Source organism: Arthrobacter sp. LjRoot14 (genome assembly GCF_964253905.1).
GTDB lineage: Bacteria > Actinomycetota > Actinomycetes > Actinomycetales > Micrococcaceae > Arthrobacter.
This window is the reverse complement of sequence record NZ_CAXURL020000001.1, coordinates 2,243,872-2,267,027: the sequence shown is the minus strand read 5'-3', so window position 1 is coordinate 2,267,027 and position 23,156 is coordinate 2,243,872. Positions and strand designations below refer to the sequence as shown.

The following is a 23,156-nucleotide window of genomic DNA, read 5'->3' as shown; positions in this document are numbered from 1 at the left end:
AATCCAAAGCTGTGCCTACAAAGCCGAACAGCAGACCGTTTGCCTTTCGTCGGGTATGCGGCGGGGACGAGCCGGTGCGCCGGCTGACTTAGTCAGCCGGACACACCTGGCCTTGTCTGGACTATCCGTCGAGGTGAGTGAGGCAAAAGCTTCGGAATGTCGCGGATTTGGTCTTTCGTACGCCGTCTGCGGCGGCGATGCCGACGAAGGTTCCTGTGAATCCTCCTGCCGCTTCATCTGACATGTAGGTGATATCGATGGGGCCAGCAAGTGGTTCCCAGTGATTTTCTTGTCTCGAGAACCGGAACTGGACTGTACCGCTTCGAATCTCTGCCCGCAGAGTAATGCTCTCTGCCTCTGAGGGGACTGCCCTCTCGGTGAGGGGAAACTCGATTTTTTCGCCCTTCCGCGCCAGTATCACCCCGAGCACGGGGCTCTCTCGCTCTTCATCCCATGTCAGGCGTGCGTAGGCAAAGTTCAGGTTGTCGTAATAGACAACGAGACCTGCTGTTTGGGAGAAGTGTGAGGGGTCGAAAGAAAATGTGGTCTCTGCGTCGGCGTCGAATTCAGTGAGCCGGGTGGCGACGATGGAAGGATCAAACCTCGAAAATAGCGAGTCGCGCCCCACGAGCTTGAGACCTTCTTTTCCGGTCCTGCACCATGCCGTGGTCATGGGCCCGCGCAGTGATGCGAACTGTCGGTTCAAACGTGAATCGAACATGGTCTTGACGTCATTGCCGGAAGCTGGCGCCGCTCTCCCCTTGACGCTGTATGTTTCGCGCGCGAGGTTTCCTCCCGCTTCAAGCCGCAGCCACCCTTCGTCTGTCCACTTCACGTTCTGCAGTGAAGTCTCACGCCCGAGAACGGAGAGTCTGGTGCCCGGCAGGGTTCGCGACGACAAATGTGCCACATACCAATCGCCGTCGGGCGTGTCCACCAGGCTGCCGTGCCCTGCCTTCTGCACAGCCGTCGCGGGGTTGAAGTACTCCTCACGAAGGTAGGCGCGATTGTTGCGTCCAAAGTACGGAATCGGCCAACTCGTAATGAACGGGCTCCCGGGATCGGACTCGTAGGGGCCTTCGATCCTGGTGGAGCGGGCCAGGCAGACGCCGTGGCCAAATCCGGTCCCGCCTTCAGCGGTCATCAGGTAGTAGTACCCGTTGTGCTTGTACAGGTGGGGAGCCTCGACTGCTCCACGGTCCGTAATTCCGTGGTTGATGCGGATGGGGTCCCCCACCTCGCCATTGTCCGGATTGAACGACTGGATGACGATCCACCCTGGGTGCTCGTGCCCCTCACGGGTTTCCCACTCCAGGGTGACTACCCATTTCGATCCGTCATCGTCATGGAAGAGGGATGCATCGAAGCCTACGCTGGTCAGGTAATGGGGCTGCGACCATGGACCGGTGATGTCGTCTGCCCAAATGACGTAATTATCCACGTCGAACGCTTCGGCCACCTGGCTCTTCATGATGGAGAAGACAAGATAGAAGCGCCCGGTCGCCTGGTCAACGCTCAGACACGGGGCCCAGACACCGCCGGACGCCGGCACTCCTCGCAGATTGATGCGGTCATCGCTGATACCGTGACCGACGAGCGTCCAGTTGGCAAGGTCCGTTGAATGATTGAGCTGGACGGCAGGGAACCATTCGAACGTCGAGGTGGCGATGTAGTAATCGTTGCCGCGGCGCACGATCGACGGGTCCGGGTTGAATCCCCGCAGCACCGGATTGCTGATGCGCGTGGTGGCGTCCTCTTGCGTGAAGTTCTCATCCCGGATTGCAGTGCTGATCTCGTCCGACACACTCATGCTTCCCCCTTACTGGCGTTGGTAAGGTCAACGCTCAAACGTATGTCTTCATGGGACTCCCCCACCCAGTACTCCCTGTCTGGAGAAAAGTCTTGTGCGCCGGACGGCAACCAGGAACGCAACCGGTCCGCAGGCACATCAATCACTACCCTGAGTGTTTCCCCCGGCTGCATGTGGAAGCGACCGAAACCGGCAAGAACACGTTCAGGGCTGACACCCGCGCTGCTTGCCGGCCCGACATAGATCTGCGGTGTGGCGGTTCCGGGCCTTGGCCCGGTGTTCCGGATGGTGAATTGAATCTCGGTTTCTTCGTTCTGCCTCGTCACTGACAGCGCGCTGTAGTCGAACGAGGTGTATTCAAGGCCGTGTCCGAACGCGAACAGCGGCTGAACCCCTGCCCGATCAAACCACCGGTACCCCACCCGGGTGCCTTCCCTGTAATCGATCACGCCCGCCTCAGATACCGGGAGGGTCCCAGCCGCCACGTCCGCGTCTTCGGACCGGGGGAAACTGACCGGAAGCCGGCCCAAGCCCTGGACGTCTCCGAACAGGACCGAGGCGGTGGCATCTCCGAACATCTGCCCGGGGTACCAAGCCTGGACCACGGCTGACACGGCATCGATCCACGGCATCAGGACGGCGCCACCGGTGTTGAGAACAACGATTGTTTTCGGGTTCGCTGCCGCAACTGCAGAAATCAGTTCGTTTTGGTCTCCGGGTAGTGCCAGGGAGTGCCTGTCCATTCCTTCCGATGCCACAAAATTGGCGAAGACGATTGCTACGTCCGAATGTGCTGCGAGGTCGACGGCTTCGGCAACTCCCGAGGCGCTGGGGGGTTGCCAGGTGAGGGAGATCGAGGGGGCGTGGAAGCCGGCCGCTTCGGTGGTGTATTCGACGACGACCTCGACCGGGTGCTCTGCGGAGAGGTCGGCATAACCTGAGAGGGGCAGTTGCGGCCCGGCCAGAAAGACGATTTCCTCGCGTTCGCCGGACGCGATTTCCGTTCCGTCGACGAGCAGGCGTGCCCTTCCACTGAACAGCAGGGTGAAGTAGTGCCGCCCTGTCTCATTGGGCAGGAGAGTGGTGGTCCAGCGTGCCGAAAAGTCCTCCCCCATGTTTTCGGGCAGTCCCTCATGGAAGATCTGCTTCTCGACCCGGGTTACTGTCGGATCCCCATGGCGCTCGGTGGTGTTCCAATAGCTGGCGCTCCATCCCTGCTGACCGTTTTCGCCTGTCCGGGCCAGGCGGGCATCAATGCTGCCCGGGTAGGGGGCGTCAGCGCGGGTGCCTTGGGCGTGTTGCACCGTTATGCCGGGTCCGGACCGGGCGTGAATTGCATCCAGAGGTGTGCGCAGCTCTTCCACCGGTGTTGTGACGGCGGCGGACCCACCGATGGTGTAGATGGCGTCGAAGGCAGCCGGACCGATCACGGCAATCGTTGTCCCGGGCGCAGGTGCGAGCGGAAGCGTGGAGTCATTCTTGAGCAGGACCGACCCCTCTGCCGCGATCCTGGTGGCGAGTTCGCGGTGTTCAACGGTGCTGACGATCTCGCGCGGGGTGGCGGGAAGTGGGTTGTCGAACAGGCCGGAGCTGAAGACCATGGTGAGGATTCGCCGGACGCTGTCATCCAGCCGGTCCTCTGTGACGAGGGTCGAATCGAAGACGTCGCGGCCACGGCCACCGTTTCCCTGGTCAAACTGGGGCAGGTCAACGCCAGCTGCTGCCGCAGCTACCTGATCCCTTACCGCCCAGCGGTAGTCGGGTGTCACCACGCCGTCCCAGTCGGATTTAATGAGGTCGAGAAGGTGCTTGTTCTCGCACGCCTGCACACCGTCGAGCCTGTTGTAGGAGCACAGAACGGCGTCTGCGCCGCCGTCGCGGATGGCTTCGCGGAAGGGCTGGATATAGATCTCTTCCAAGGCGCGTTCGTTGACGTGAACATCGACGCCCGGCGTCCGGTCGCCGTCGCCGCGGCGGTATCCGATGCGTTCGGTTTCCTGGTTGTTGGAGACAAAGTGCTTGACCGTCTGGATGGTGTGTGTGGACTTGGCGCCCAGGATGGCGGCGCGGGCCATGCGACCGGAGAGTACGGGATCTTCGCCGAAGGCTTCCGTTTGGCGGCCGGCGTACGGTGATCGTGTGATGTCAACGGCTGGGCCCAGCCATACTGCACGGGCCTTTCCCCTGAGTTCGGTTCCAACGGCTTTGCCGAAGGCCCAGGCGAGGGCCTCATCGAAGGTCGCCGCGAGGGAATAGCCCGACGGGAAGGAGGTTGTGCCGGGCAGCGACAACCCGTTGGGCCCGTCCTGCGAAAGAAGTACGGGAATCCCGTACTTGTTCAGCGGTTCCAGGTCCCCTGTTGCGGCACTGATCTTCTCGTCCCGGGTGAGAACTGCCAGAAGGGATGCTGCACGTTGTTGTGTGGGCGTGTCCGGTGAGCGCCAGGGGCCGTCTATCTGATCATGTTCCTGCGTCATTTTCCGAATCCTGCTGTCAGGCCGGCCACGAGGTAGCGGCGTCCGAAGATGTAGGCTGCCAGCATCGGCAGCGCGGAGAGGACAACGGCAGCAAGGATTGCAGGCACGTTGACTGAGAACTGCCCCTGGAACGTCCACAGCGAGAGCGGGAGGACGCGGTTCTGGGGGCTTTGGGTAAGAATCAGCGGGAACAGGAATCCGTTCCAAACGCCAAGGGCATTGTAGATTCCCACCGTGACCAGCGCCGGCTGGACGAGAGGCAGGACAAGGGAACGCATGATCCGCCAGTCCCCCGCGCCATCCATGCGCATTGATTCGAAAAGTTCCTGAGGGATGTCCCTGAGGAAGTTCACGATGATCAGAACGCTGAGGGGAACTGCGAAGGCCGCTGCGGGAAGGATGATCGCCCACAACGTGTCATACAGTCCGAGCCGCGTAATCAGCAGATACACGGGAATGATCGTGGCCTGCAGGGGAATCGCCAGGCCGAGCAGGTACAGCGACATCGTCCCCTTGGCGAAGCGGCTGCTGCTGCGCACAATCGGGTAGGCCGCGAGGAGCGACACAACCAGGGTGAGTGCCGTCGCCACCACTGTGACAAAGAGGCTGTTGGTGAAGTACCGCGCGAAGTCGTTCTGCAGGACGAGAACATAATTCTCCAGCGTCGGGTTGGCGGGCAGCGCCAGTGGGCCATCTGCGTAGATATCAGCCTGCGTCTTGAGGCTGGTGATGATCACGTAGTAGATCGGGACGATGATGATGGCGAGCCACAGGAAACCGCCCAGCGCTCCAAGGATGTTCGGCGTGCTCCGGCCCCCGAGCCGGCGCCGTCCCTGCGCCTTTGGCGCTGGGCTTGTTGTTACGGTGTCGTCGGCAGTCAGCGCAGTCATTATGCACCTTCTCTCTGGCTTGTCATGCGGTTGGATCCGCTGAGGCGGCTCAGCAGGACCGCGAGCCCGACGCCCACCACCGCCAGGATGACGGCGATGACGCTGGCGACGCCCATGTTGTACGACCGGAACCCTCTCAGGTACATGTCGAGGGCGAGAACGCGGGTTGCAGTTCCGGGACCGCCTTGGGTCAGGACGAAGATCAGATCGAAGTAAGTGAGGGATCCGATCAGGATCAGCGTTGTTGATGTGATGAGGGTGTGCTTCAACTGAGGCAGGGTGATGTACCAGAACTGCTGGAATCTCCCTGCTCCATCCAGTGTGGAAGCCTCGTACATGGACGCCGGGATCTGTCGCACGCCGGCGGCAAAGAGAAGCGTGTGGAAGGGCACGAACTGCCAGGCGATCACGAAGATGACAGTGGCCAGAGCGAGGACCGGGTCCCCGAGCCAGTTCTGGGCAAGGATCCCGAGGCCCTTGATGGAGCCAAGTCCGAAAGTGGGGTCAAGCAGTGCTTTGAAGGCGATCGCGATGGCCGCAGAGGACAGCAAAAGCGGCACGAAGTAGAGCACCGACAGCACCGTCCGGTATTTCTGGTGCCCTGCCGTAAACACGCCCAACAGCAGGCTGAGAGGCGTCTGGACGATCCAGCTCACCACCATGACCAGCAGGGTCAGCCGCAGGGCGTTGTAGGTCAGTGGATCCGCGAATGCCTTGGGCCAGTTACCGAAGCCGACCCAGGTCGGCGTACCCAGGCCGTCCCAGGACGTGAGGCTGAGAAAGACGACGCCGAGAAGGGGGATAACGGCGAAAACGCCGAACAAAATGAGCGCGGGGGCGGCCATAATCAGGGTCGACCCGGCGCGGCGGCGGCCCGCGCCGGTTCCTGTCGTTATTGCGGTCACGCGATCACGAACCCAGTGTTGCGTTCATTGCGTCGACGAACCCCTGCGGGGTCATCTGGTTCAAGAAGACCTGATCAAGGTTGGTCAGGAGTGCCTGCGCCTGTGACGCAGGCAACGCCTGATCCCAGGAGAGCTGGAAACTCGGGGCATCTACTGCCCGCTTGTACACCCAGCCGAGGTAGCCGGCGTCATCGAGTTTGGCAATCTTGTCTTCGATTCCCTTGATCGGGGGAACGGCCCCGCCCTTCAGCAGACGGTCGACGTAGGCGTCATCCAGAACGGCTTTGTTCAGGTAGCTGGCGGCGGCATCCTGCGCTTCAGTGCTCGAGGAGGCAGAGACCGACCAGAAGTTCGCGGGATTCCCGACGATGTTCGCAGGGTTGCCCTTGCCGCCGCTGACCGCGGGGAAGTTCACATAGCCCACGTTCCCTGCGGTAAAGAAATCCTTCGCGTCGTTCTTGAAGTTGGGGTAGACCCACGACCCCTGCAGGATCATGGCGGTTTTGCCTGTGTAGAAGGCTGCAATGTCAGCGGTGGCATCCGCGGTGGTGGACTCGTAGCCCTTCATGAAGCCATTTGCCTTGACGAGGTCCTGAATCTTTTCGAGGGATTCTTTGAAGGCCGGGTCTGACCAGGCATCTTTCTTGCCGTCAACGACCGCCTTGAATGCTTCAGGTCCGCCGATGCGGTCGGCCAGGTACTCCAACCACATGAGTTCGGGCCACTTGCTGGCTCCGGCGAGGGCGAACGGCGCGATGCCCTTGTCATTCAATTTTGACACCAGTCCCATGAGGTCGTCCCAGGTCCGGGGCGGCTGCAGGCCTTCCTTTTCAAACAGGCCCTTGTTGTACCAGAGCACAACCGACTGCATGGAATTGTTCGGGACGGCATAGGTCTTGCCATCAACGACGCCGTTCGCGGCAACGGACGGGATCAGGCGCGACGTAAGCTCCTTCGTCTTATCCGCTATATCGACCACGTTCTTGTTCTTTACATAGTCGGTCAGCGTGCCGCCGGCCCAGGAGTAGATCAGCGTCGGGGCATTGCCTGAACCAACTGAAGACCGGACCTTCTCCTTGAAGGCATCGTTGGCAAAAAACTGGGGATCGATCTTCTGGCTGGGGTTCGCCTGGTTCCATTCGTCGAATGATCCCCGGAACGTCTGCTCGTCGCCGCCGGTGAGGGCCCAGGCGGAAGCTGTCTTGGACTCTGCACTACCGCCGCCGCCTCCGCAGGCGGATAGGCTCAGCGCTCCGACGACAGCAAATGCGATCGCAGAGCGGCGGGTTATTGGGGCAAGCTTCATTGCTTCATCCTTTTCTGGAAGATTGGCCTGCATCCGAAAAAGTTTCGAACTCGACCGATAATTTGTCGCCAAAACATTAGGTGCGTCCGCGGGTGGAGTCAAGGACTTTTTTCATTGGCCACAGCGATATAGTTGCCAGCAGCTACGAAAAAGTTGCCAGAACGGACCGTGTCAGGGAGATGGGCTTGAGCGAAAAACAGCAAACGGGGAAACAACGACGTGCAACCCTCAGTGCGGTAGCAGCCCGTGCAGGCGTCTCAGTAGGCACCGTGTCGAAGGTCCTGAATCTTCGCCCCGATGTTTCAGAGGAAACGCGTCAGCGCGTCATGCAAGCCGCCAAGGCCCTTGAATACTCTCCGACCACGTTTCGCTCCGATGCGCGCGACCCGGTCGTTGACATCGTCTTCGACAGCATCGTCAACCCTTACTCGACGCAGATCCTGGAAGGGGTAATCGCGGCCGGAACGGAGTTGGGGGTGGACGTTGTGGTCCGCATCATCCCCAGGGACGCGGAGGAAGATGCCGGCTGGGGCCGGGAGGTACGGGCCAAGGGCCGCACCGGCATGATCGTCGTGACCTCCCAAATGACCAGCCAGCACCTTCGCGCGCTGGCCAGGGCATCGGTGCCGCTGGTGGTTGTCGACCCGATCAACTTCGGCCGCCCGGACATCGTCAGTGTCGGTGCCACGAACTGGGCCGGGGGCTTGGAAGCGGCGCGGCACCTCATCGACCTGGGTCATGAGCGGGTCGGCTTCATCGGTGGGCCCAAGGCGTCCGGATCGAACCAGGAGCGCTATCACGGTTTTCGGGCTGCGTTGGAAACGGCCGGGCTTGAACTGGACCCCGCCCTGGCATCCTGGGGAACATTCACCTATGAGTCAGGCCGGGATCTTGCCATCAAACAACTCTCACTCCCCAAGCCGCCCACCGCCATCTTTGCGGGGTCGGACACGATAGCCCTGGGCGTTATCGAGGCCGCCCGGTCCCTCGACCTGACAGTACCGGACCAACTAAGCGTGGTCGGCTTCGATGACACTCGGCTCGCCTCATGGTCCTCCCCCCAGCTCACCACAGTCCGTCAGCCCCTTGAAGCGATGGGGCGCATGGCCCTTCGGACTGTCCTCCAACTGCACGATGGGCAGGAGCTGGACTCCAAGCACATTCAGCTGTCCACATCGCTTGAGGTGCGGGACTCCACTGCCGCCCCCGGCCGAAAGCAGCCCGGAAGCTGACAGGAATCCTCCACCGCAACCCCAAAGCCGAGAAAATTTCGCTTCATAGATCCCTTTTCTGCTATTGACACCGCTAGCCGGGCCTCTCTAGGGTTACCGGGCCGAGCGGAGCTAAGGCTTCGAAAAATTTTCCGGCGGCAGGGCGCTCCCCGGAAGGAGCTCTCCTGTGTTGTCCATGCAGCGACCCATCTTTGGACACCTCCTGCCCGGAAAGCTTGTGCCCCGGCTCCCGGCTGCGGCCGAAACCCATTCAAAGGAGAATCTCATGGGGTATTCCAAGCGAGGCCAACATCGGACGACACCCGAGGCACCGCGCGGTTCCCTTGTCCGGCGCGGGATGGTATCCATCGTTGTTTCGGGGATCGCCGCCCTGGCGTCCGCCGGCGTGACGCCGATGCTGCCGGCTTCGGCTGCAGAAACATGGCGACCGTACGCAGGGTCCGATATCAGCACGTTGACGGCAGCCTGGACAGCCGATTGCGCCACGGCGCCCTGGATGGACCGTTCAAAGACACCGGAGCAGCGCGCAGATGCATTGCTCAGTGTGATTTGTCGGATGGCGGGACAGCATCAAGTGCCATTCAGCATGTGGTCGAAAAAGCAGACTTAAGTTGTCCACACCACTTTGGCCGAACAACCGATCACATTGCCGCCCCACTCGACCACAGCAAGCTGCTGGGCGAAGCGAAATAGCTTCGAAGAATCTCGCCCACGTCATGTCACGTACTGTCTCACTCACGGATGCGACGAAGCACAAGGGCGTTCCGCAGGGTCAAGTGGGTGGGATTTGCGTAACCCCCATCTGACGTCGGGTCGGCAGCCGAAGCTCTGTCAGAGTAAAGTCCGATTCTGAAAGAGCAGGCTCAGGTAGTCACCCAGATAGCCGGGCGTCCAGACACGGACCGGCCGGATCAACCAAACCTGGACCGCCCCGGAAGAAGAGTCCGGATCCCACACACCGCCGCCCTGTCGGCGGATCGTGTGCCGGTTCCAATGACCAGCAAAGCGGGGAGGCCTTCTCTAGCTCGGACTGGGCGCGTCTGCTTACCAGGACGGCAGTGCCGGCGCCGGACCGTCAATATCCACGTGTTCAGCGTCCCCGCGCGCCAGCCACTGGAGCAGGCCCTCACGGTCGGACACAACGCGCAATCCGCCGTCGCCGATGACCCACTCGTCACGCTCTTCGGTCACCAGCGTCATACCGGGAGCACCCTTGGCACGCAGGGACCGCACTACGGCTTCGAGGGCATTCAGCAGCGAATCCGGATCGGCCTCTTCGACGGTCCAGGCGGTGTTGAGGTCGTGGTGATGCACCACCACCTCGGCAATACGGAGGGCCACGATGGACGTGGCGGGGACCGGCTTGCCGTTTACCTGCACTTCCGTGGCCGCGAGTTCGCCGCTAAGCCGTTGTGCCTGCTCAGCAAAGTTCCGGACGGACTCCCGCAGTTCCGCAATTAGCTCCTGGCGGGGCAGGGCCGCGAGTGCAACGATCTCTTGGGAGCGGGCCGCGGGTGACGCGTACAGGGGACGCTCCTCCCCGGAGGTGGCCCAGTCGATGAGATTTACCAGGACAAGGCCGCTGGTTGCGACGTGGGCTATGACATCAGCCCGGGTCCAGCCCTCGCACAGGGAGGGAACAGTCATTTCGTCGTCGGCAAGGGACTCAACGGTGGCCAGGAACATGTCTGTTTCCCTGCCGAGGCGGGACAGGTCCGAATGAAGGCGTGCAGGGTTGATCATTTTCCCAGCCTACCCACGGGCATGTTCTCAAACCACCGTTCACGACCCGCCGTTCCATATCCAGATCGTCTCGACTGAGACCGGCAGCACCGCCGAGGGTTACCTCGGCAAGGGGGGGCCGTTTGAGATCGGCGGCGTATGAATCGCCCCCGGGCGGAAAGCCGGGCATTCCCCTCATATGTCACGGGTCACACCTCTGTCAGGCTAAAAGCACTTGGAGGACGGCCCCTCGGGTTCTCCCGGCGCCGCAGGCCTCCACTTGAGTCAGAGAGGACTTAGGGACCATGTCACAACCGCACGCCGTTATAGCCGAAAATCCACAGAAGGAGGCGCGCACAGCCAACTGGGTGGCCCTCATCATCTGCACAGCCCTCCTGTTTGACGGCTACGACCTTGTCATTTACGGCACCGTACTGCCAGGACTGCTCGCGGACCCAAGCCAGATCGGAACATTCGATGCAGTCACCGCCGGCCTCCTCGGCTCATGGGCCCTCATCGGGGTACTCGTAGGCTCACTGGCTTGCGGCGCTGTCGGTGACTTTTTCGGCCGGCGGCGGCTGATGCTCCTGGGCATTGCCTGGTTCTCCATCGGCATGTTTGCCACAGCCTTTGCCACCAGTGTCCCTGCCTTTGGTGCCCTGCGGTTTGCCACCGGCCTTGGGCTGGGCATAGTTATCGCCAGCGCCGGTGCCACCATGGCTGAATTCGCACCTGCTGGAAAGCGGCAGTTCTACAACGCCATTGTGTATTCGGGCATCCCGGCAGGCGGCGTCCTGGCCTCCATCCTGGGCATCCTCTTCCTCGACAGCATCGGCTGGCGCGGGCTGTTCATCATCGGCTCGCTGCCGCTTGTCGTCCTCCTGCCCATTGCCTGGCGCAAGCTCCCCGAATCACCGCGGTGGCTGCTGTCCCGGGGCCGGGAACAGGAGGCCCTCGCCGCCGCACAGCGCACCGGCGTCCCGCTCATCGAAGAGCGGATCATCCTGGAGGTCGGCGCTGCACCCCAAAAATCGGGCTTTGCAGCCGTGTTTTCCCGCCAGTTTGCCGTCGCAGCGATTCTGCTGGGCCTGATGTCCTTCTGCGGCCTGCTGCTGACGTACGGTCTTAACACGTGGTTACCCAAAATCATGGAGGGCTACGGCTACGGGCGGACGTACTCCCTGTTCTTCCCGCTGGCACTGAACCTTGGAGCAGTAGCGGGCGGCCTGCTTGCTTCCCGGCTCGCGGACAAGAGCGGGCCGCAGCGGGTCATCGCGGCCACCTTCGCGCTGGCGACCATTTCCCTGGCGCTCATGACGTTCAGTTTTCCGTTGCCGCTGCTTTTTGCCTTCATCGCCCTCGCAGGCGTGGGAACGCTGGGAACCCAGGTGCTGATCTACGGGTTCCAGTCCAACTACTTCACCACCAATGCCCGTGCCGCAGGCGTGGCATGGTGCGCCAGCGTGGGGCGGCTGGGCGGCGTGCTCGGTCCAATCATCGGCGGGTGGCTGGCCGCCGCCGGCATCGGCGGATCCACAGCCTTCTACATCTACGGGGCCGTGGCCCTGGTCGGCGCCGTGGTCACCGTGCTGGTGCCTCGCCAGCGCAAGCTGGAGCAGGCCGAGCACAAGGTCGAGGAAATCGCAGAAGGCCGGGCAGAAAAGAGCATTCCTGCTGAACGGCTGCAGTAGTCACCGCCCACAATATTACGTCGTTGAAATATCCTAGTAGGGCTCATTAGGGTTATTCTTTGAATCAATCACGAGCCCAACAGAATCCATCGGGGCCGGTCAGCGGAAGGACGGCGCCACTTTGGACATCCGCCAACTGAACTATTTCATCGCCGTGGCTGAGGAAAGGCACTTCGGCCGGGCCGCCAAGCGCCTGCATATGGCGCAGCCACCTCTCTCGCAGCAGATCCGCCAACTGGAGGATCAGCTTGGAGTCAAGCTGCTCAACCGGACCACGCGCAGGGTTGACCTCACGGCGGCGGGTCAGCTCCTGCTGGACCGCGGACGGCAGATCGTCAACGACGTCGCCAAGCTTCAGGCCGATGTGTATCAGGTCGGTCGGGGCGCCACCGGCGTCCTGCGGGTGGGTTTCTCAGGTTCCGCAACCTACGGCGTCATGCCCCGGATCGCCCGTCTTGCCAAACAGGTCCTGCCAGGCCTGTCCCTGGCGCTGCACGGCGAAATGCTCACGCCGTCCATGGAAGCGGGCCTGCGGGACGGCACCCTGGACGCAGCGCTGCTGCGCCCGCCGGTCGCTTCGCAGGACATCGACTACCGGACGGTGACCCGGGAGCCGCTCGTTGTCGCGCTTCCCTCGTTCAGTGCGCTGGCCGTCGATCGTCCCGTGGCGATGCACGAACTGCAGGACCAGGACTTTATCGCGTACGGGCCGGAGTCGGTCCTCTACCGCACTACCGCAGACCTGTGCCGCCAGGCGGGTTTCCAGCCACGCATCACCCAGGTGGTTGGGGAGACTTCGACCATGCTGGCGTTCGTAGCAGCAGGCGGCGGGGTTGCGGTCATGCCGTCCAGCGTTCAGGCCTTCCAGCTTGAAGGCGTGGCTTACCGCGAGATTGAAAACGTCCCCGAAGTGGAACTCGCTGTCGCTTGGATGCGCGGGCATCATTCGGCGCTGCTACGCAATTTTCTGGACGTCGTGGTGACCGCAACTGCGGAACCGACGGCGCCTGCCCCGGTCCCCGGCCCTGCGCCGTTTCCCACTGATGAAAGGCTCACCCAGGCATGAAGATCGCAGCCATTGAAGCGATTCCGTACTCAATCCCCTACCTTCATCCACTGCACTTCGCGTCCGGTTCCGTGCACGAGGCGGACCATGTGCTTGTCAGGTTGCGCACGGATGACGGCGTGGTGGGCACCGCTGACACTCCGCCGCGCCCCTACACCTACGGGGAGACACAGAAGTCGATCATGGCGGTGGTGGAGGACATTTTTGCTCCGCAACTGATCGGCGTGGACATTTTCGACCGTGAGAAGGTCCAGGCCATCCTGTACCGGACCGTGCACAACCAAACCGCCAAGGGTGCTGTGGACATCGCGCTCTGGGATGTCATCGGCAAGACCCTCGGCCAGCCGGTCACAAAACTGCTGGGCGGGTACACCGACTCGCTGCGCGTCTCCCACATGCTCGGGTTCAAACCCGCCGAGGAATTGCTGGCATTGGCCTTGGAGTTCCGGGAGACGTACGGCATCAACACGTTCAAGCTCAAGACCGGCCGCCGCCCCCTGTACCTCGACGTCGAGGCCGCCCGGGTACTGCGCGAGGGCCTGGGCGACGATGCCGAGCTCTACATGGATGCCAACCGCGGCTGGTCAGCCAACGAGGCGGCCGAGGTCCTGCGCCGCACAGCGGAATTGGGCCTGCAGTTCCTTGAAGAGCCCGACGACGCCCGCGAAGTCCTGGGCCGCCGCCGCCTTGTGGAGAATTCCCCCATCCCGATCGCCGCAGACGAATCTGCCGCCAACCTCGGTGAGGCCGCACGGGAAATCCTCACCGGGGGCGCCAACCTCCTGGCGGTAAAGACGGCCCGGTCCGGTTTCACCGAGGCGGCCAAAATCGTCGGCATGGCCGAGGGCATGGGCATCGACGTCTACATAGGCAACCAGATCGACACCCAGGTCGGCACGGCAGCCTCGGTGACCTTCGGCGCCGCCTTCGCCCACACGGCCAAACGTGCAGCGGAACTTTCCAATTACCTCGACATGGCCGACGACCTGCTGGCCGAGCCTTTGGCCATCACCGGAGGACGCATCCGGGTTCCTGAAGGCCCCGGCGCGGGCACCGCTGTGGACGAAGACAAGCTCGCCCTCTACCGCACCGACCGATAGCAAACCCCGGTACCGAAAGGATATTCATGAAATACCTGGTCCACATGGACGTAAACCTGCCTGCCGACCTTCCGGCCCACGAAGCCGCAGAGATCAAGGCTACGGAGAAGGCCTACTCGCAGCAGCTGCAGCACTCAGGCAAGTGGCCGGAAATCTGGCGGGTGGTGGGCGAATACGCTAATTACTCGATCTTCGACGTCGATTCGAACGACGAACTCCATGAGATCCTGCAGAACCTGCCGCTGTTCCCCTACATGGACATCTCAGTGGTGCCACTGGCGAAGCACCCCTCGGACGTCAAGTAGGCGTCCTCGCAAAGTGCGGCAGGTCCGGCCGTGTCCGGGGTCAGTCCTTGGCCCTGAACACGGCCGCGAGCTCGCTGCGGGAGCGGATTCCCATTTTCCGGTAAAGCCGGGTCAGGTGGTACTGCACGGTCTTCTCGGCCAGGAACAGAGCCCGTGCTGCTTCCTTGTTGGTAGCGCCGGCCGCTACCAGCTCGGCCACCGCCCGCTCCTGCGCTGTGAGCTGGAGGTGGTGGTCGCTGACCGCAGCGAGCACGGGGTCGGCCGGGTCCGGCATGTTGCCGACGTCGAGGCCTGTCGCCTTGAGTTCCCGGTCGCACCGCTCCACATATGTGACCGCCCCCAGGGTGTCGTATAAGTCGCGTGCCGCGCGCAGAACGGTCGAGGCCAGGCGCCGTTTGCCCGCACGGCGCATGCTCTGGCCGAAAGCAAAACTAATCCGTGCCCGCAGATACGGCCGGTTGAGCCCCCTAAGGTGGCCCAGGGACGCCTCAAAATGTTCCCGTGCGGTGTCCGGGTCTCCCTGTGCGGCCACGAGTCGGCCTCTCGCCCACGCCATGCGCGCCATATCCGACGGGATCTCCCGCTCGCGTGGCACACGCTCGAACGCCGTCAGGAAGGAGTCGGCGGCGTCAAGCTGGTCGGTCATGACAAGGGCATTGACGTAGGTGTCCTGCCAAGGCCAGAAGGACACCCGGTGCTCGGTCCATGGGTCCAGCTCGGTCAGCGGCTGAAGGACAGCCAAGGCGCCCTCATAGTCCGCCCTGGCCTCGTGGAAGCGGGCACGGGCGAGGCTCGCCGGCACCTGCATGGCGCGGTATGTTCCAGGCTGGACTGCGGCCTGGGAAACGTAGTACCGGGCCCGCTCCCAGTCCCCCCGCATGGACCAGAGCTCCGCCGCAGTCCAGAAGAGCAGGGGGCGGATCAGGGGCATTCTCGAGGTCTCGAGGCGCACGGATGCGCGCGCCACGGTGGCGGCCGCTGCATCCCAGTTGCCGAGCACCAGGTGGGTGCGCGCCAGCCAGGCCTCGGCCCAGAGGGAGATCCGCATCGAGCCGCCGCGGTATTCAGTGGGGGCCGCGGACTCGAAGTTCACCAGCGCCGTCTCGGCGTTGTCAAGGCGCAGCGCCAGCCAGCCCGCGCCCATCTGGACGCGCTGCTTCTGGGCGTTCTCGGCAGCATGTTCGAAGGCCCGGTGGTAGGCGGCTTCCGCCTCCGAAATCCGGCCTTGCGCGTACAGGCCCAGGCCGTAAATGGCCTCCGACTCAACGTGGGCGGGGGTTCCAGGCTGCGTTAGGTCCATGGCCCGTTCAGCCCAGGTGGTTATCATCGGGCCGTCCCAGGACGCTACCCCGTGCAGGACGAAGCGTTGCGCCACCTGCGCAGCGGCAGACGGATCACGCTGCGGGTTGGAGGTGCGCCAGGCCATCTCCAACTGCGTCTGCGCGCTGTCGTTCTGCCCCGACGCCGTGGAAAGGTAGCCAAGGACGGAGGATCGAAGCGGCGACGGCGGCAGGGCGTCCACCGCCGCCATCCATATCTGGGCCTCGGCAATGTTGCCGGAACCCACCAGGGCATCCACAGCCCTGAGGAGCCTGTCGTTCCGGGAACGGATGTCGAGAGAAAGCCGGGACGCGGAGAACAGCGCTGTTGAGGCGTCCTGCCACGCGCCTACCCGGGCCTGACGCCGGGCGAATTCCTCCAGCTCCTCAGCCAAGGACTCGTCCGCGCCGGGGGTAGCGGCGACGCGGTGGCCCAGCCGCTGACCCTCGGGCTGCACCGCCGCAGCGGCCAGCCGGTGAAGCGCAATGCGCCGGCTGGGAACGATCTGTTCGTAGATGGCCTCCGCAGTGCCTGGTTCAAAGAACACGACGGCGGAACGGGCCTGGTCAACGGTCAGCCCCAGCAGCCCGGCACGGTGTCCCTCATCGAGTGCCTCCATGACGGACCCCACCCCGCTGACCTCGGAAACCTCTGCCACGCTTGCGGCGCTCCCGAGCACTGACGCGGCCTCCGCGACAGCAACCAGCCCCGGGGACGCTGCGGCCAGGACACTCCGCACCCGGGCGCGCACGCGAGACGTCGGAGGGAGGGAGGGAAACCACGTCTGCCAGGTTTCCGCCGGCAGTTCGTGGAGCAGCTCCACGATCGGTTGTGCGTGCCCGCCCGTGTGCCGCACCAGGCCGTGGGCCGCCGTCGCACTCAGATCGACGCCGAACATCCGCCTGGCGAGGTCCTGCACCTGTTGCGGGGTGAGGGGCTCCAGCGGGATCGTGGCCACCTGGTGGCCCGTCAGGAAGTCCAACGTACCGGCGGGGACGCGTAAGGCATCGTCCGGGTTGAGGGTCAGCACAAACATAATCCGCTTGCCGTGCAGTCGGCGCATCACGAAGGTGAGGATGCGCAAGCTCTCCACGTCGAGTCTATGGACGTCATCCACGGCGACAACCACGCTGCCATGGGACTGCAGTCCTTCCAGGTGGGTACTGAGCGTGGAAGCGTAATTAACCACCTGGTCGGGGGTAAGCGCCGCAACGGGCCCCGCGGGCAGCGCCGGGCCGCCGTCGTAATTCTTTGCCGAACGCAGCGGCGGGGTCAGCATGAGTTGGGAGTAGCCAGCGAGGGGAAACTGCGCTTCCCACTCATCGCCCATGGCGGACAGCACGCGGACACCACGGGCCGCCGTGCGGCAGTGCTCAAGGAAGAACTCCAGAACCGCGGTCTTTCCGGCCCCCGTGGGGCCGGCGATCACCACTGCCCCCACTTTGCCTTTGCGGACGGTCCGGAAAATCTCCAGCAGTTCCGCAAAGACCCCCGACCGGCCAACAAGCGCTAGATCCTCCGCCATTTCACCGTGTGTGGAGGCCCCTGTCATGGCCGCAACTCTACCGGAGACGCCCTGCCGGACCCGGCTGCGGCCATCCATCATGGCGTACTCAGCCCAGGTCCCCGCCAGCGACCGGAAGGATGCTGCCGGTGACGTAGGACGCTTCGTCTGATCCGAGGAACACGATGGGTGCGGCCTGTTCGTCCAATGTCCCGTAGCGTTTCAGAAAGGACGAGTCCACGGTCTGGTCAACGATCATCTGGTACCAGGCCTTTTCCGTGGCGGATTCCGCTTCGGGACCGCGCTTGACCTGGCGGGGCGGAGCCTCGGTGCCGCCCGGGGCTGCCGCTACCACGCGGATGCCGCGTCCGCCCACTTCCATCGCCAGCGACTGGGTCAGGGCGTTGACCCCGCCCTTCGCTGCCGAGTACGGCACGCGATGCATGCCGCGGGTGGCCACCGAGGAAACGTTGACGATGGTGCCTGAACCTTGCTCCAGCATGGCCGGCAGCACCGCGCGGCAGGTCCAGAGGGTGGGGAAGAGCGAGCGGCGGATCTCTTTCTCGATCCTCTCCTCGTCGTACTCTTCATACGGGCGGGCCCAGATGGTCCCGCCGACGTTGTTGACCAGGACGTCCACCCGGCCGTGGGCGGCGAGCGCCGCCGCCACGGCCTGCTGCGCTCCTGCGAAGGTCTCAAGGTCTGCGGTCACCGCGGTGGCCGAACCTCCTGAAGCGGAACCCTGCCCGGACGCCTGGATCTCCTGCGCCACCTCGTGGACCAATTCGGCCCGGTCTACCAGGACGACGGCGCCTCCCTCGGCACTGATGCGCTCGGCCACCTTCCGGCCAATTCCCTGGGCAGAACCCGTCACCATGGCCACCTTGCCTGCGTACCGGCCGGGGGTAACGAACTGTCCGGCGTATGGTCGGGTCATCAGCGGGCCGCCTTGGCTTCGATGGCTCCGGCCATGGTTTCTTTGGCGTCGTGTGCGTGGGCCATGATGACCTCCCGCACCCGTGCCTTGTCCTGGCGCTCAAAGGCGTCGACCACATCAAGGTGGTCCTGGGTGACCCGCTCGAAGATGGGGGTTCCCGCCTCGAAGGCCGCGGCCATCTGGGCGTGGACGTCGAGCCGGCGGTAGGACTCCAGCAGCATGGGGTTGTTGCAGGCCACGAAGAGGTATTCGTGGAACTCCTCGTTGGTCCGCGCGAACTCGTCCGGTTCCTGGATAGTGCCTTCTGTTACGGAGCGGGTGGTGGCCTCGGCGAGCCGGCGGAACTGGTGCAGCTGCTCTTCGCTGAGACGGCCCAGCATCAGCTCGCTCACCGCGAGCTCCAGGCCCATGCGAGCGTCCAGCTGGGCGAAGCTGTCCTCCTTGCGGAAGTCCAGCCGGCCGGTTTCCAAGGAAGAGACCGCCTCGCTGCGGCTCATTGTGTCGCCTTCGGCCGCAATCCGTTCTGCGGGTGCGGGTGCCCCTGTTTCGGCGTCGCCCCCGGTGGTTTCCTTCGGGGCAAACCGCTCAAAGTAGAAGTTGGCGGGTTTGATGCCCTCGGAATCCAGCCACTTCGACACAGCGTTGACCATGGGGGGCGGACCGCACAGGTAGATGTCGACATCGCCGTCGTTCAAGTGCTTTGGTTCGATGATCTGGGTGACGTAGCCCGTGTGGGGAGCAGATGTGCCCGGTTCGGAGGCAATGTAGTCCCACGTGAAAGCGGGCAGCTTCGCCTCATACTCGCGCAACCAGTCCAGGCCAACGATGTCCGCCTCCCTGGTCAGGCCATAAATCAGATGGACCGGTACGGACGGCGGGTTCTCGGAAAGCTTCTCGAGGATGGACAGGAGCGGCGCCAGGCCGGTGCCGCCCGCCAGGAGCAGCAGGGGCCGCTTGGGCTCGCGCAGGAAGAACGACCCGTACGGACCGGTGAACTCGATGGTGTCGCCCACCGCAGCCCGGTCCCGCAGATACTCGGACATCGCACCCTGCGGCGTCACCCGCACCATGAACGATGGGTCCTGAACCTCGGGGCCGCTGCTGAACGAATAGGAGCGCTCCGCGTCCGTTCCGGGGACCTTGATGTTGACGTACTGGCCCGGGAGGAAGGCCAGGGCGTCCCGGTTTTCCGTCTCCAGGGTGAAGGAAACCGTCGTTTCGGAATGCTTGTTGAGCTCCTTCACGGTGGAGGTGAAGGTGGTGGCCGAAGTCTTCGCTGATTCCGACGTGGCAGGGATCTGAATGCTCAGGTCCGACTCCGGAACAGCCTGGCAGGTGAGCAGGTACCCCTTCTCGAGCTCCGCCTCCGTCATCGCATCGTCAATGTAGTCGCCCGGGTCGAAGGAGCCGGAATCGCAAAAGGCCTTGCAGGTGCCGCACGCACCGTCCCGGCAGTCCGATGGAATGTTGATGCGTGCCTTGTACGCAGCGTCCATCACGGTCTCGTAGTCGCCGACCTTGATGACCTTGGTGACGCCGTCCTCGAAGCTGAGGGCTACTTTGTGGCCCATGGTTTCCTCCTGGCTGGGAATCGCGTCGACGCGACCCGGGTGGTTCGGATGTGCCCGACGGGCACGGATTTTGAAACGGCCAAGGTCGGTGCCGGGCAGGATGCCGGGCACCGGCCGGGAGCCGTCAGATCATGTAGACGTCCACGACGTGGTGGATGTAGTCGTTCTTGAGGACAACCTTCTTCTTCAAGATGACCGGCTCGCCGCCGGCGAGGTCGATCGTGTAGAAACTGGTCCCGAAGTACGTGTCCGTAGTGTTGTACCGGAAGTAGAGGGTTAACCAGTTGAAGCGCACCTTCACCTGGCCGCCGTCGTGCTCCATGATTTCGACGTCGGTGATGTTATGCCCGGTGCGGGGCTCGGGCAGGGACGTGGCCGAGGACCGGTCCGTTTTGATCCGGAAGACCCGGTCCTCAATGCCGCCGCGGTTGTCGTAGTAGATGAGCGAGATCTCGTTCTGCGGGTCCTCTGTCAGCCGGTCATCGACGTCCCATGCGGGCATCCAGAACTCCGAGTCCGGGTGGTAGCACTGAAGCCACTCATCGAACCGGCGGTCATCCAGCAGGCGGGCCTCCTTGTACAGGAAGGCGCGGACGGTCTCGAGGGTGGCGATCTCCCCGGCGTTCTTGAGCGCCGCAGCGGGTGTTGTCAGGTTGGTCATGGGTTGTGCACTCTCTCTGGTTCCACGTGGACGGGGGTCAGGCTGTGACTGGAAGAGCATCCAGGGTGGAGGTCTCCTCCTCCGCCAGCGCCCGGTCCATGACTTCCTTCCAGTACCCGTGCTGAATGGGGTAGAGCCCCTCGTCCTCCGTGCGCACCCCGGAGGCGATGACCCTGGTCATGCCCAGCGCCTGGGCCTGCTCGTCGGGGCCTGCGATCTCATGGGTGGACCCGCGGGTCATGTCGTTCCAAGGCGCCGAGGTGGCCCAGTAGGTCTTGTTGCAGGACCGGAACTCCTCGAGGTCGTCGGGCGTGGCCATGCCGGTGGCGTTGAAGAAATCCTCGTACTGGCGGATCCGTTTGGACCGGTTCTCCTGTGATTCGCCCTTGGGCGCGATGCAGTAAATGGTCACCTCGGTCTGGTCCGCCGAGATGGGCCGGAAGTGCCGGATCTGCGAGGAGAACTGGTCCATGATGTAGACATTCGGGTACAGGCAGAGGTTCCGCGAGATGTTGATCATGAAGTTGGCCATCTCTTCGCCGTACTTCGTGACGAGCTCCTCGCGGCGGTCCCACAGCGGGCGGTCCTCCGGGTTGGTCCATTCCTGCCACAGCAGCAGGTGTCCGTGGTCGTACGAATAGAAACCGCCCTTGACCTTGCCCCACTTGCCGGCGTCCATGGCCTTGGTCTTGTTGGCGGAGTCGCCGGCGGTGCGGCGGGCCGTGGTGGCCGCATAGTTCCAGTGCACGGCGGTGACGTGGTAACCGTCTGCCCCGTTCTCGGCCTGCACCTTCCAGTTGCCGTCGTAGGTGTAGGTGGACGATCCGCGCAGCACCTCGAGCCCCTCCGGGGACTGGTCCACGATCGAGTCGATTACCTTGGCGGCATCACCCAGGTGTTCTTCGAGCGGGAGCACGTCCGCCTTCAGGGAACCAAAGAGGAAACCGCGATAGGACTCGAAGCGGGCCACTTTGGTGAGGTCGTGGGAGCCCGCTTTATTGAAGGTCTCCGGGTAGCCCGCGTTTCGCGAATCCTTCACCTTCAGCAGCTCGCCGGAGTTCTTGAACGTCCAGCCGTGGAACGGGCAGGTGAAAGTGGTGCGGTTGTCCGTCTTGCGGCGGCACAGCATGGCACCCCGGTGCGAGCAGGCGTTGACGAGGCAGTTGAGTTTCTCGTCCTTATCGCGGGTGATCATCACGGGGGTGCGGCCGATGTTGGTGGTGAAGTAGTCCCCCACGTTGGGGATCTGGGATTCGTGGGCGAGATAGACCCAGTTGCCTTCGAAGATATGCTTCATCTCCAGTTCGAAGATCTCTTCATCGGTGAAAATTTCGCGCTTGGCACGGATGACGCCGTTCTCACGGTCGTCGATCACGGCGTCGGCAAGGACGTCGCGGAGGTGGGCCAGGTTCTCGGTCATGGCGTGCTCCTTCATTGGAGAGTGCTGGACGGATGGTCAGGAATTTTTGCCGGCGGCGGTGTTCCCGCGGGACGTTGTCAGGCAAGTCTTGCCCATCGTGATGGCTCTCACATCAGGCAAATACCTAGGTTCGACCAAGGGTTCCTTTATGTCTGCTTCTTGACAGAAAACCGGCCTAATCGATATTTGTTGCGTCCTTATTTGACGCCTACGATGAGACGGACATCACGGGAACTGCGCCGCGACAGGTTCAGATCCTGCCCCCAACCCGGTTGGCACCGGGTTCGGGAGCAGTTCCCGTCCCCTATTCAAAGAGGAGTATGGACATCACCATGACCGAGACCCAAGCAGACACCCGCCACGAGGACGAGGGCACTGCAGTCGAAGCCGGCTCCAAGGCCACGGAACGCTTCGCCGCATCAGGCAAGCTCTCCCACCTGGATGTGCCGAAGGAACGAGTGAGTCTGCTGGCGGGGGCACTCATCAAAGCCGCCAATGACATCGTCGTCGAGCACCAGGTCACCTACGAGGAATACAACGCACTCAAAGCCTGGCTTATCAAGGTGGGCACCGACGGGGAATGGCCGCTCTTCCTTGACGTGTGGCTGGAGCACACTGTGGAGGACGTCAACTCCCAGGATCGCCCCGGAACCGTGGGCACCATTGAAGGGCCTTACTACGTGCCGGGGTCCCCCGCGCTCCCGACCCCTGCCACTGTAGAGATGCGTGAGGACGAGGAGGGCACACCGCTGCACTTCAGCGGCCGCTTCACCGATACGGACGGTAACCCCATCCAGAACGCACAGGTGGAGATTTGGCACGCCGACAGCGCCGGGTTCTACTCCCAGTACGCGCCGGGTCTCCCCGAGTGGCTCTTCCGTGCAACGGTCAAAGCAGATGATGAGGGCCGCTTCGAAATCAACACGATGCGCCCGGCTCCCTACCAGATCCCCACGGACGGGGCATGCGGGCAGCTGATTAGCGCGGCAGGATGGCACGCCTGGCGCCCGGCGCACATCCACATCAAGGTTTCCGCGCCGGGATTCCAGGCCGTAACTCAGCAGCTGTACTTCCCGGGCGACCCGCACAACGCGGACGACATCGCCTCGGCAGTCAAGGCTGAGCTGATGCTGGAACCCAAGAGGCGCACGGATGGCGGGGCCGGCGAAGAAGTGGTGTATGACTACGTGCTCGCCAAGGAAGGCCAGCACAAGTAAGAGCCACCGCTGACAGATCGGT

The 23,156-nt window shown here is 63.2% G+C and carries 17 protein-coding genes; 6 read left to right on the top strand and 11 right to left on the bottom strand.

Annotation, left to right across the window (positions count from 1 at the left end; genetic code table 11):
* Positions 1-121: 121 nt before the first annotated feature.
* From ACSQ12_RS10070 to ACSQ12_RS10050, 5 genes are all read right to left on the bottom strand, one after another.
* Positions 122-1,810, bottom strand: coding sequence for a glycoside hydrolase family 43 protein (locus ACSQ12_RS10070; protein WP_436065292.1), 1,689 nt, complete (start codon positions 1,808-1,810; stop codon positions 122-124).
* Positions 1,807-4,287, bottom strand: coding sequence for a glycoside hydrolase family 3 protein (locus ACSQ12_RS10065; RefSeq protein WP_436065291.1), 2,481 nt, complete (start codon positions 4,285-4,287; stop codon positions 1,807-1,809). Before ACSQ12_RS10065 ends, ACSQ12_RS10070 begins: the two co-directional genes overlap by 4 nt.
* Positions 4,284-5,177, bottom strand: a complete 894-nt coding sequence (locus ACSQ12_RS10060) for a carbohydrate ABC transporter permease (protein ID WP_436065290.1) — start codon at positions 5,175-5,177, stop codon at positions 4,284-4,286. Before ACSQ12_RS10060 ends, ACSQ12_RS10065 begins: the two co-directional genes overlap by 4 nt.
* The gene (locus ACSQ12_RS10055; RefSeq protein ID WP_436066972.1) at positions 5,177-6,022 is read right to left on the bottom strand and encodes a carbohydrate ABC transporter permease; all 846 of its coding nucleotides are present in this window, start codon (positions 6,020-6,022) and stop codon (positions 5,177-5,179) included. The genes ACSQ12_RS10060 and ACSQ12_RS10055 overlap by 1 nt, the downstream gene beginning before the upstream one ends.
* Positions 6,023-6,086: 64 nt before the next feature.
* Entirely contained in the window at positions 6,087-7,388 is a 1,302-nt protein-coding gene (locus tag ACSQ12_RS10050) for an extracellular solute-binding protein (protein ID WP_436065289.1), read from the bottom strand.
* Between the two features lie 185 nt (positions 7,389-7,573).
* On the opposite strand from ACSQ12_RS10050, the gene ACSQ12_RS10045 reads away from it, so the two are divergent.
* A complete protein-coding gene (locus ACSQ12_RS10045; RefSeq protein ID WP_436065288.1) occupies positions 7,574-8,620 on the top strand; it encodes a LacI family DNA-binding transcriptional regulator in 1,047 nt (348 codons plus the stop codon).
* A gap of 1,044 nt (positions 8,621-9,664) precedes the next feature.
* Here ACSQ12_RS10045 and ACSQ12_RS10040 read toward each other — a convergent pair.
* Complete coding sequence (locus tag ACSQ12_RS10040) at positions 9,665-10,363, bottom strand: maleylpyruvate isomerase family mycothiol-dependent enzyme (RefSeq protein ID WP_436065287.1); 699 nt, start codon at positions 10,361-10,363, stop codon at positions 9,665-9,667.
* Positions 10,364-10,647: 284 nt separating this feature from the next.
* Between ACSQ12_RS10040 and ACSQ12_RS10035 the strand changes: the two genes are divergently transcribed.
* The 4 genes from ACSQ12_RS10035 (at position 10,648) to catC (ending at position 14,504) form a co-directional block, all read left to right on the top strand.
* Positions 10,648-12,033, top strand: coding sequence for an MFS transporter (locus tag ACSQ12_RS10035; protein WP_436065286.1), 1,386 nt, complete (start codon positions 10,648-10,650; stop codon positions 12,031-12,033).
* Between the two features lie 121 nt (positions 12,034-12,154).
* Entirely contained in the window at positions 12,155-13,099 is a 945-nt protein-coding gene (locus ACSQ12_RS10030) for a LysR substrate-binding domain-containing protein (protein WP_436065285.1), read from the top strand.
* On the top strand, positions 13,096-14,199 hold the full coding sequence (locus ACSQ12_RS10025; protein ID WP_209745248.1) for a mandelate racemase/muconate lactonizing enzyme family protein: 1,104 nt from the start codon (positions 13,096-13,098) through the stop codon (positions 14,197-14,199). Before ACSQ12_RS10030 ends, ACSQ12_RS10025 begins: the two co-directional genes overlap by 4 nt.
* Before the next feature lie 26 nt (positions 14,200-14,225).
* Positions 14,226-14,504: a muconolactone Delta-isomerase gene (catC, locus tag ACSQ12_RS10020; protein WP_209745251.1), complete on the top strand. Its 279-nt coding sequence runs from the start codon at positions 14,226-14,228 to the stop codon at positions 14,502-14,504.
* A 40-nt stretch (positions 14,505-14,544) separates the two neighbouring features.
* On the opposite strand, the gene ACSQ12_RS10015 is transcribed toward catC, so the two are convergent.
* From ACSQ12_RS10015 to benA, 5 genes are all read right to left on the bottom strand, one after another.
* Complete coding sequence (locus ACSQ12_RS10015; protein ID WP_436065284.1) at positions 14,545-17,376, bottom strand: ATP-binding protein; 2,832 nt, start codon at positions 17,374-17,376, stop codon at positions 14,545-14,547.
* A gap of 61 nt (positions 17,377-17,437) precedes the next feature.
* A complete protein-coding gene (locus ACSQ12_RS10010) occupies positions 17,438-18,265 on the bottom strand; it encodes a 1,6-dihydroxycyclohexa-2,4-diene-1-carboxylate dehydrogenase (RefSeq protein WP_436065283.1) in 828 nt (275 codons plus the stop codon).
* Positions 18,265-19,836 carry a benzoate 1,2-dioxygenase electron transfer component BenC gene (benC, locus tag ACSQ12_RS10005; RefSeq protein ID WP_436065282.1) on the bottom strand — a complete coding sequence of 524 codons (1,572 nt, stop codon included), beginning with the start codon at positions 19,834-19,836 and terminating at the stop codon, positions 18,265-18,267. The genes ACSQ12_RS10010 and benC overlap by 1 nt, the downstream gene beginning before the upstream one ends.
* A 124-nt stretch (positions 19,837-19,960) precedes the next feature.
* Positions 19,961-20,497 (bottom strand): benzoate 1,2-dioxygenase small subunit, encoded by a 537-nt coding sequence (benB, locus tag ACSQ12_RS10000; protein ID WP_436065281.1) that lies wholly within the window; start codon positions 20,495-20,497, stop codon positions 19,961-19,963.
* A gap of 37 nt (positions 20,498-20,534) precedes the next feature.
* Entirely contained in the window at positions 20,535-21,917 is a 1,383-nt protein-coding gene (gene benA / locus ACSQ12_RS09995) for a benzoate 1,2-dioxygenase large subunit (RefSeq protein ID WP_436065280.1), read from the bottom strand.
* Between the two features lie 320 nt (positions 21,918-22,237).
* On the opposite strand from benA, the gene catA reads away from it, so the two are divergent.
* Positions 22,238-23,134: a catechol 1,2-dioxygenase gene (gene catA, locus ACSQ12_RS09990; protein ID WP_436065279.1), complete on the top strand. Its 897-nt coding sequence runs from the start codon at positions 22,238-22,240 to the stop codon at positions 23,132-23,134.
* Positions 23,135-23,156: the final 22 nt, after the last annotated feature.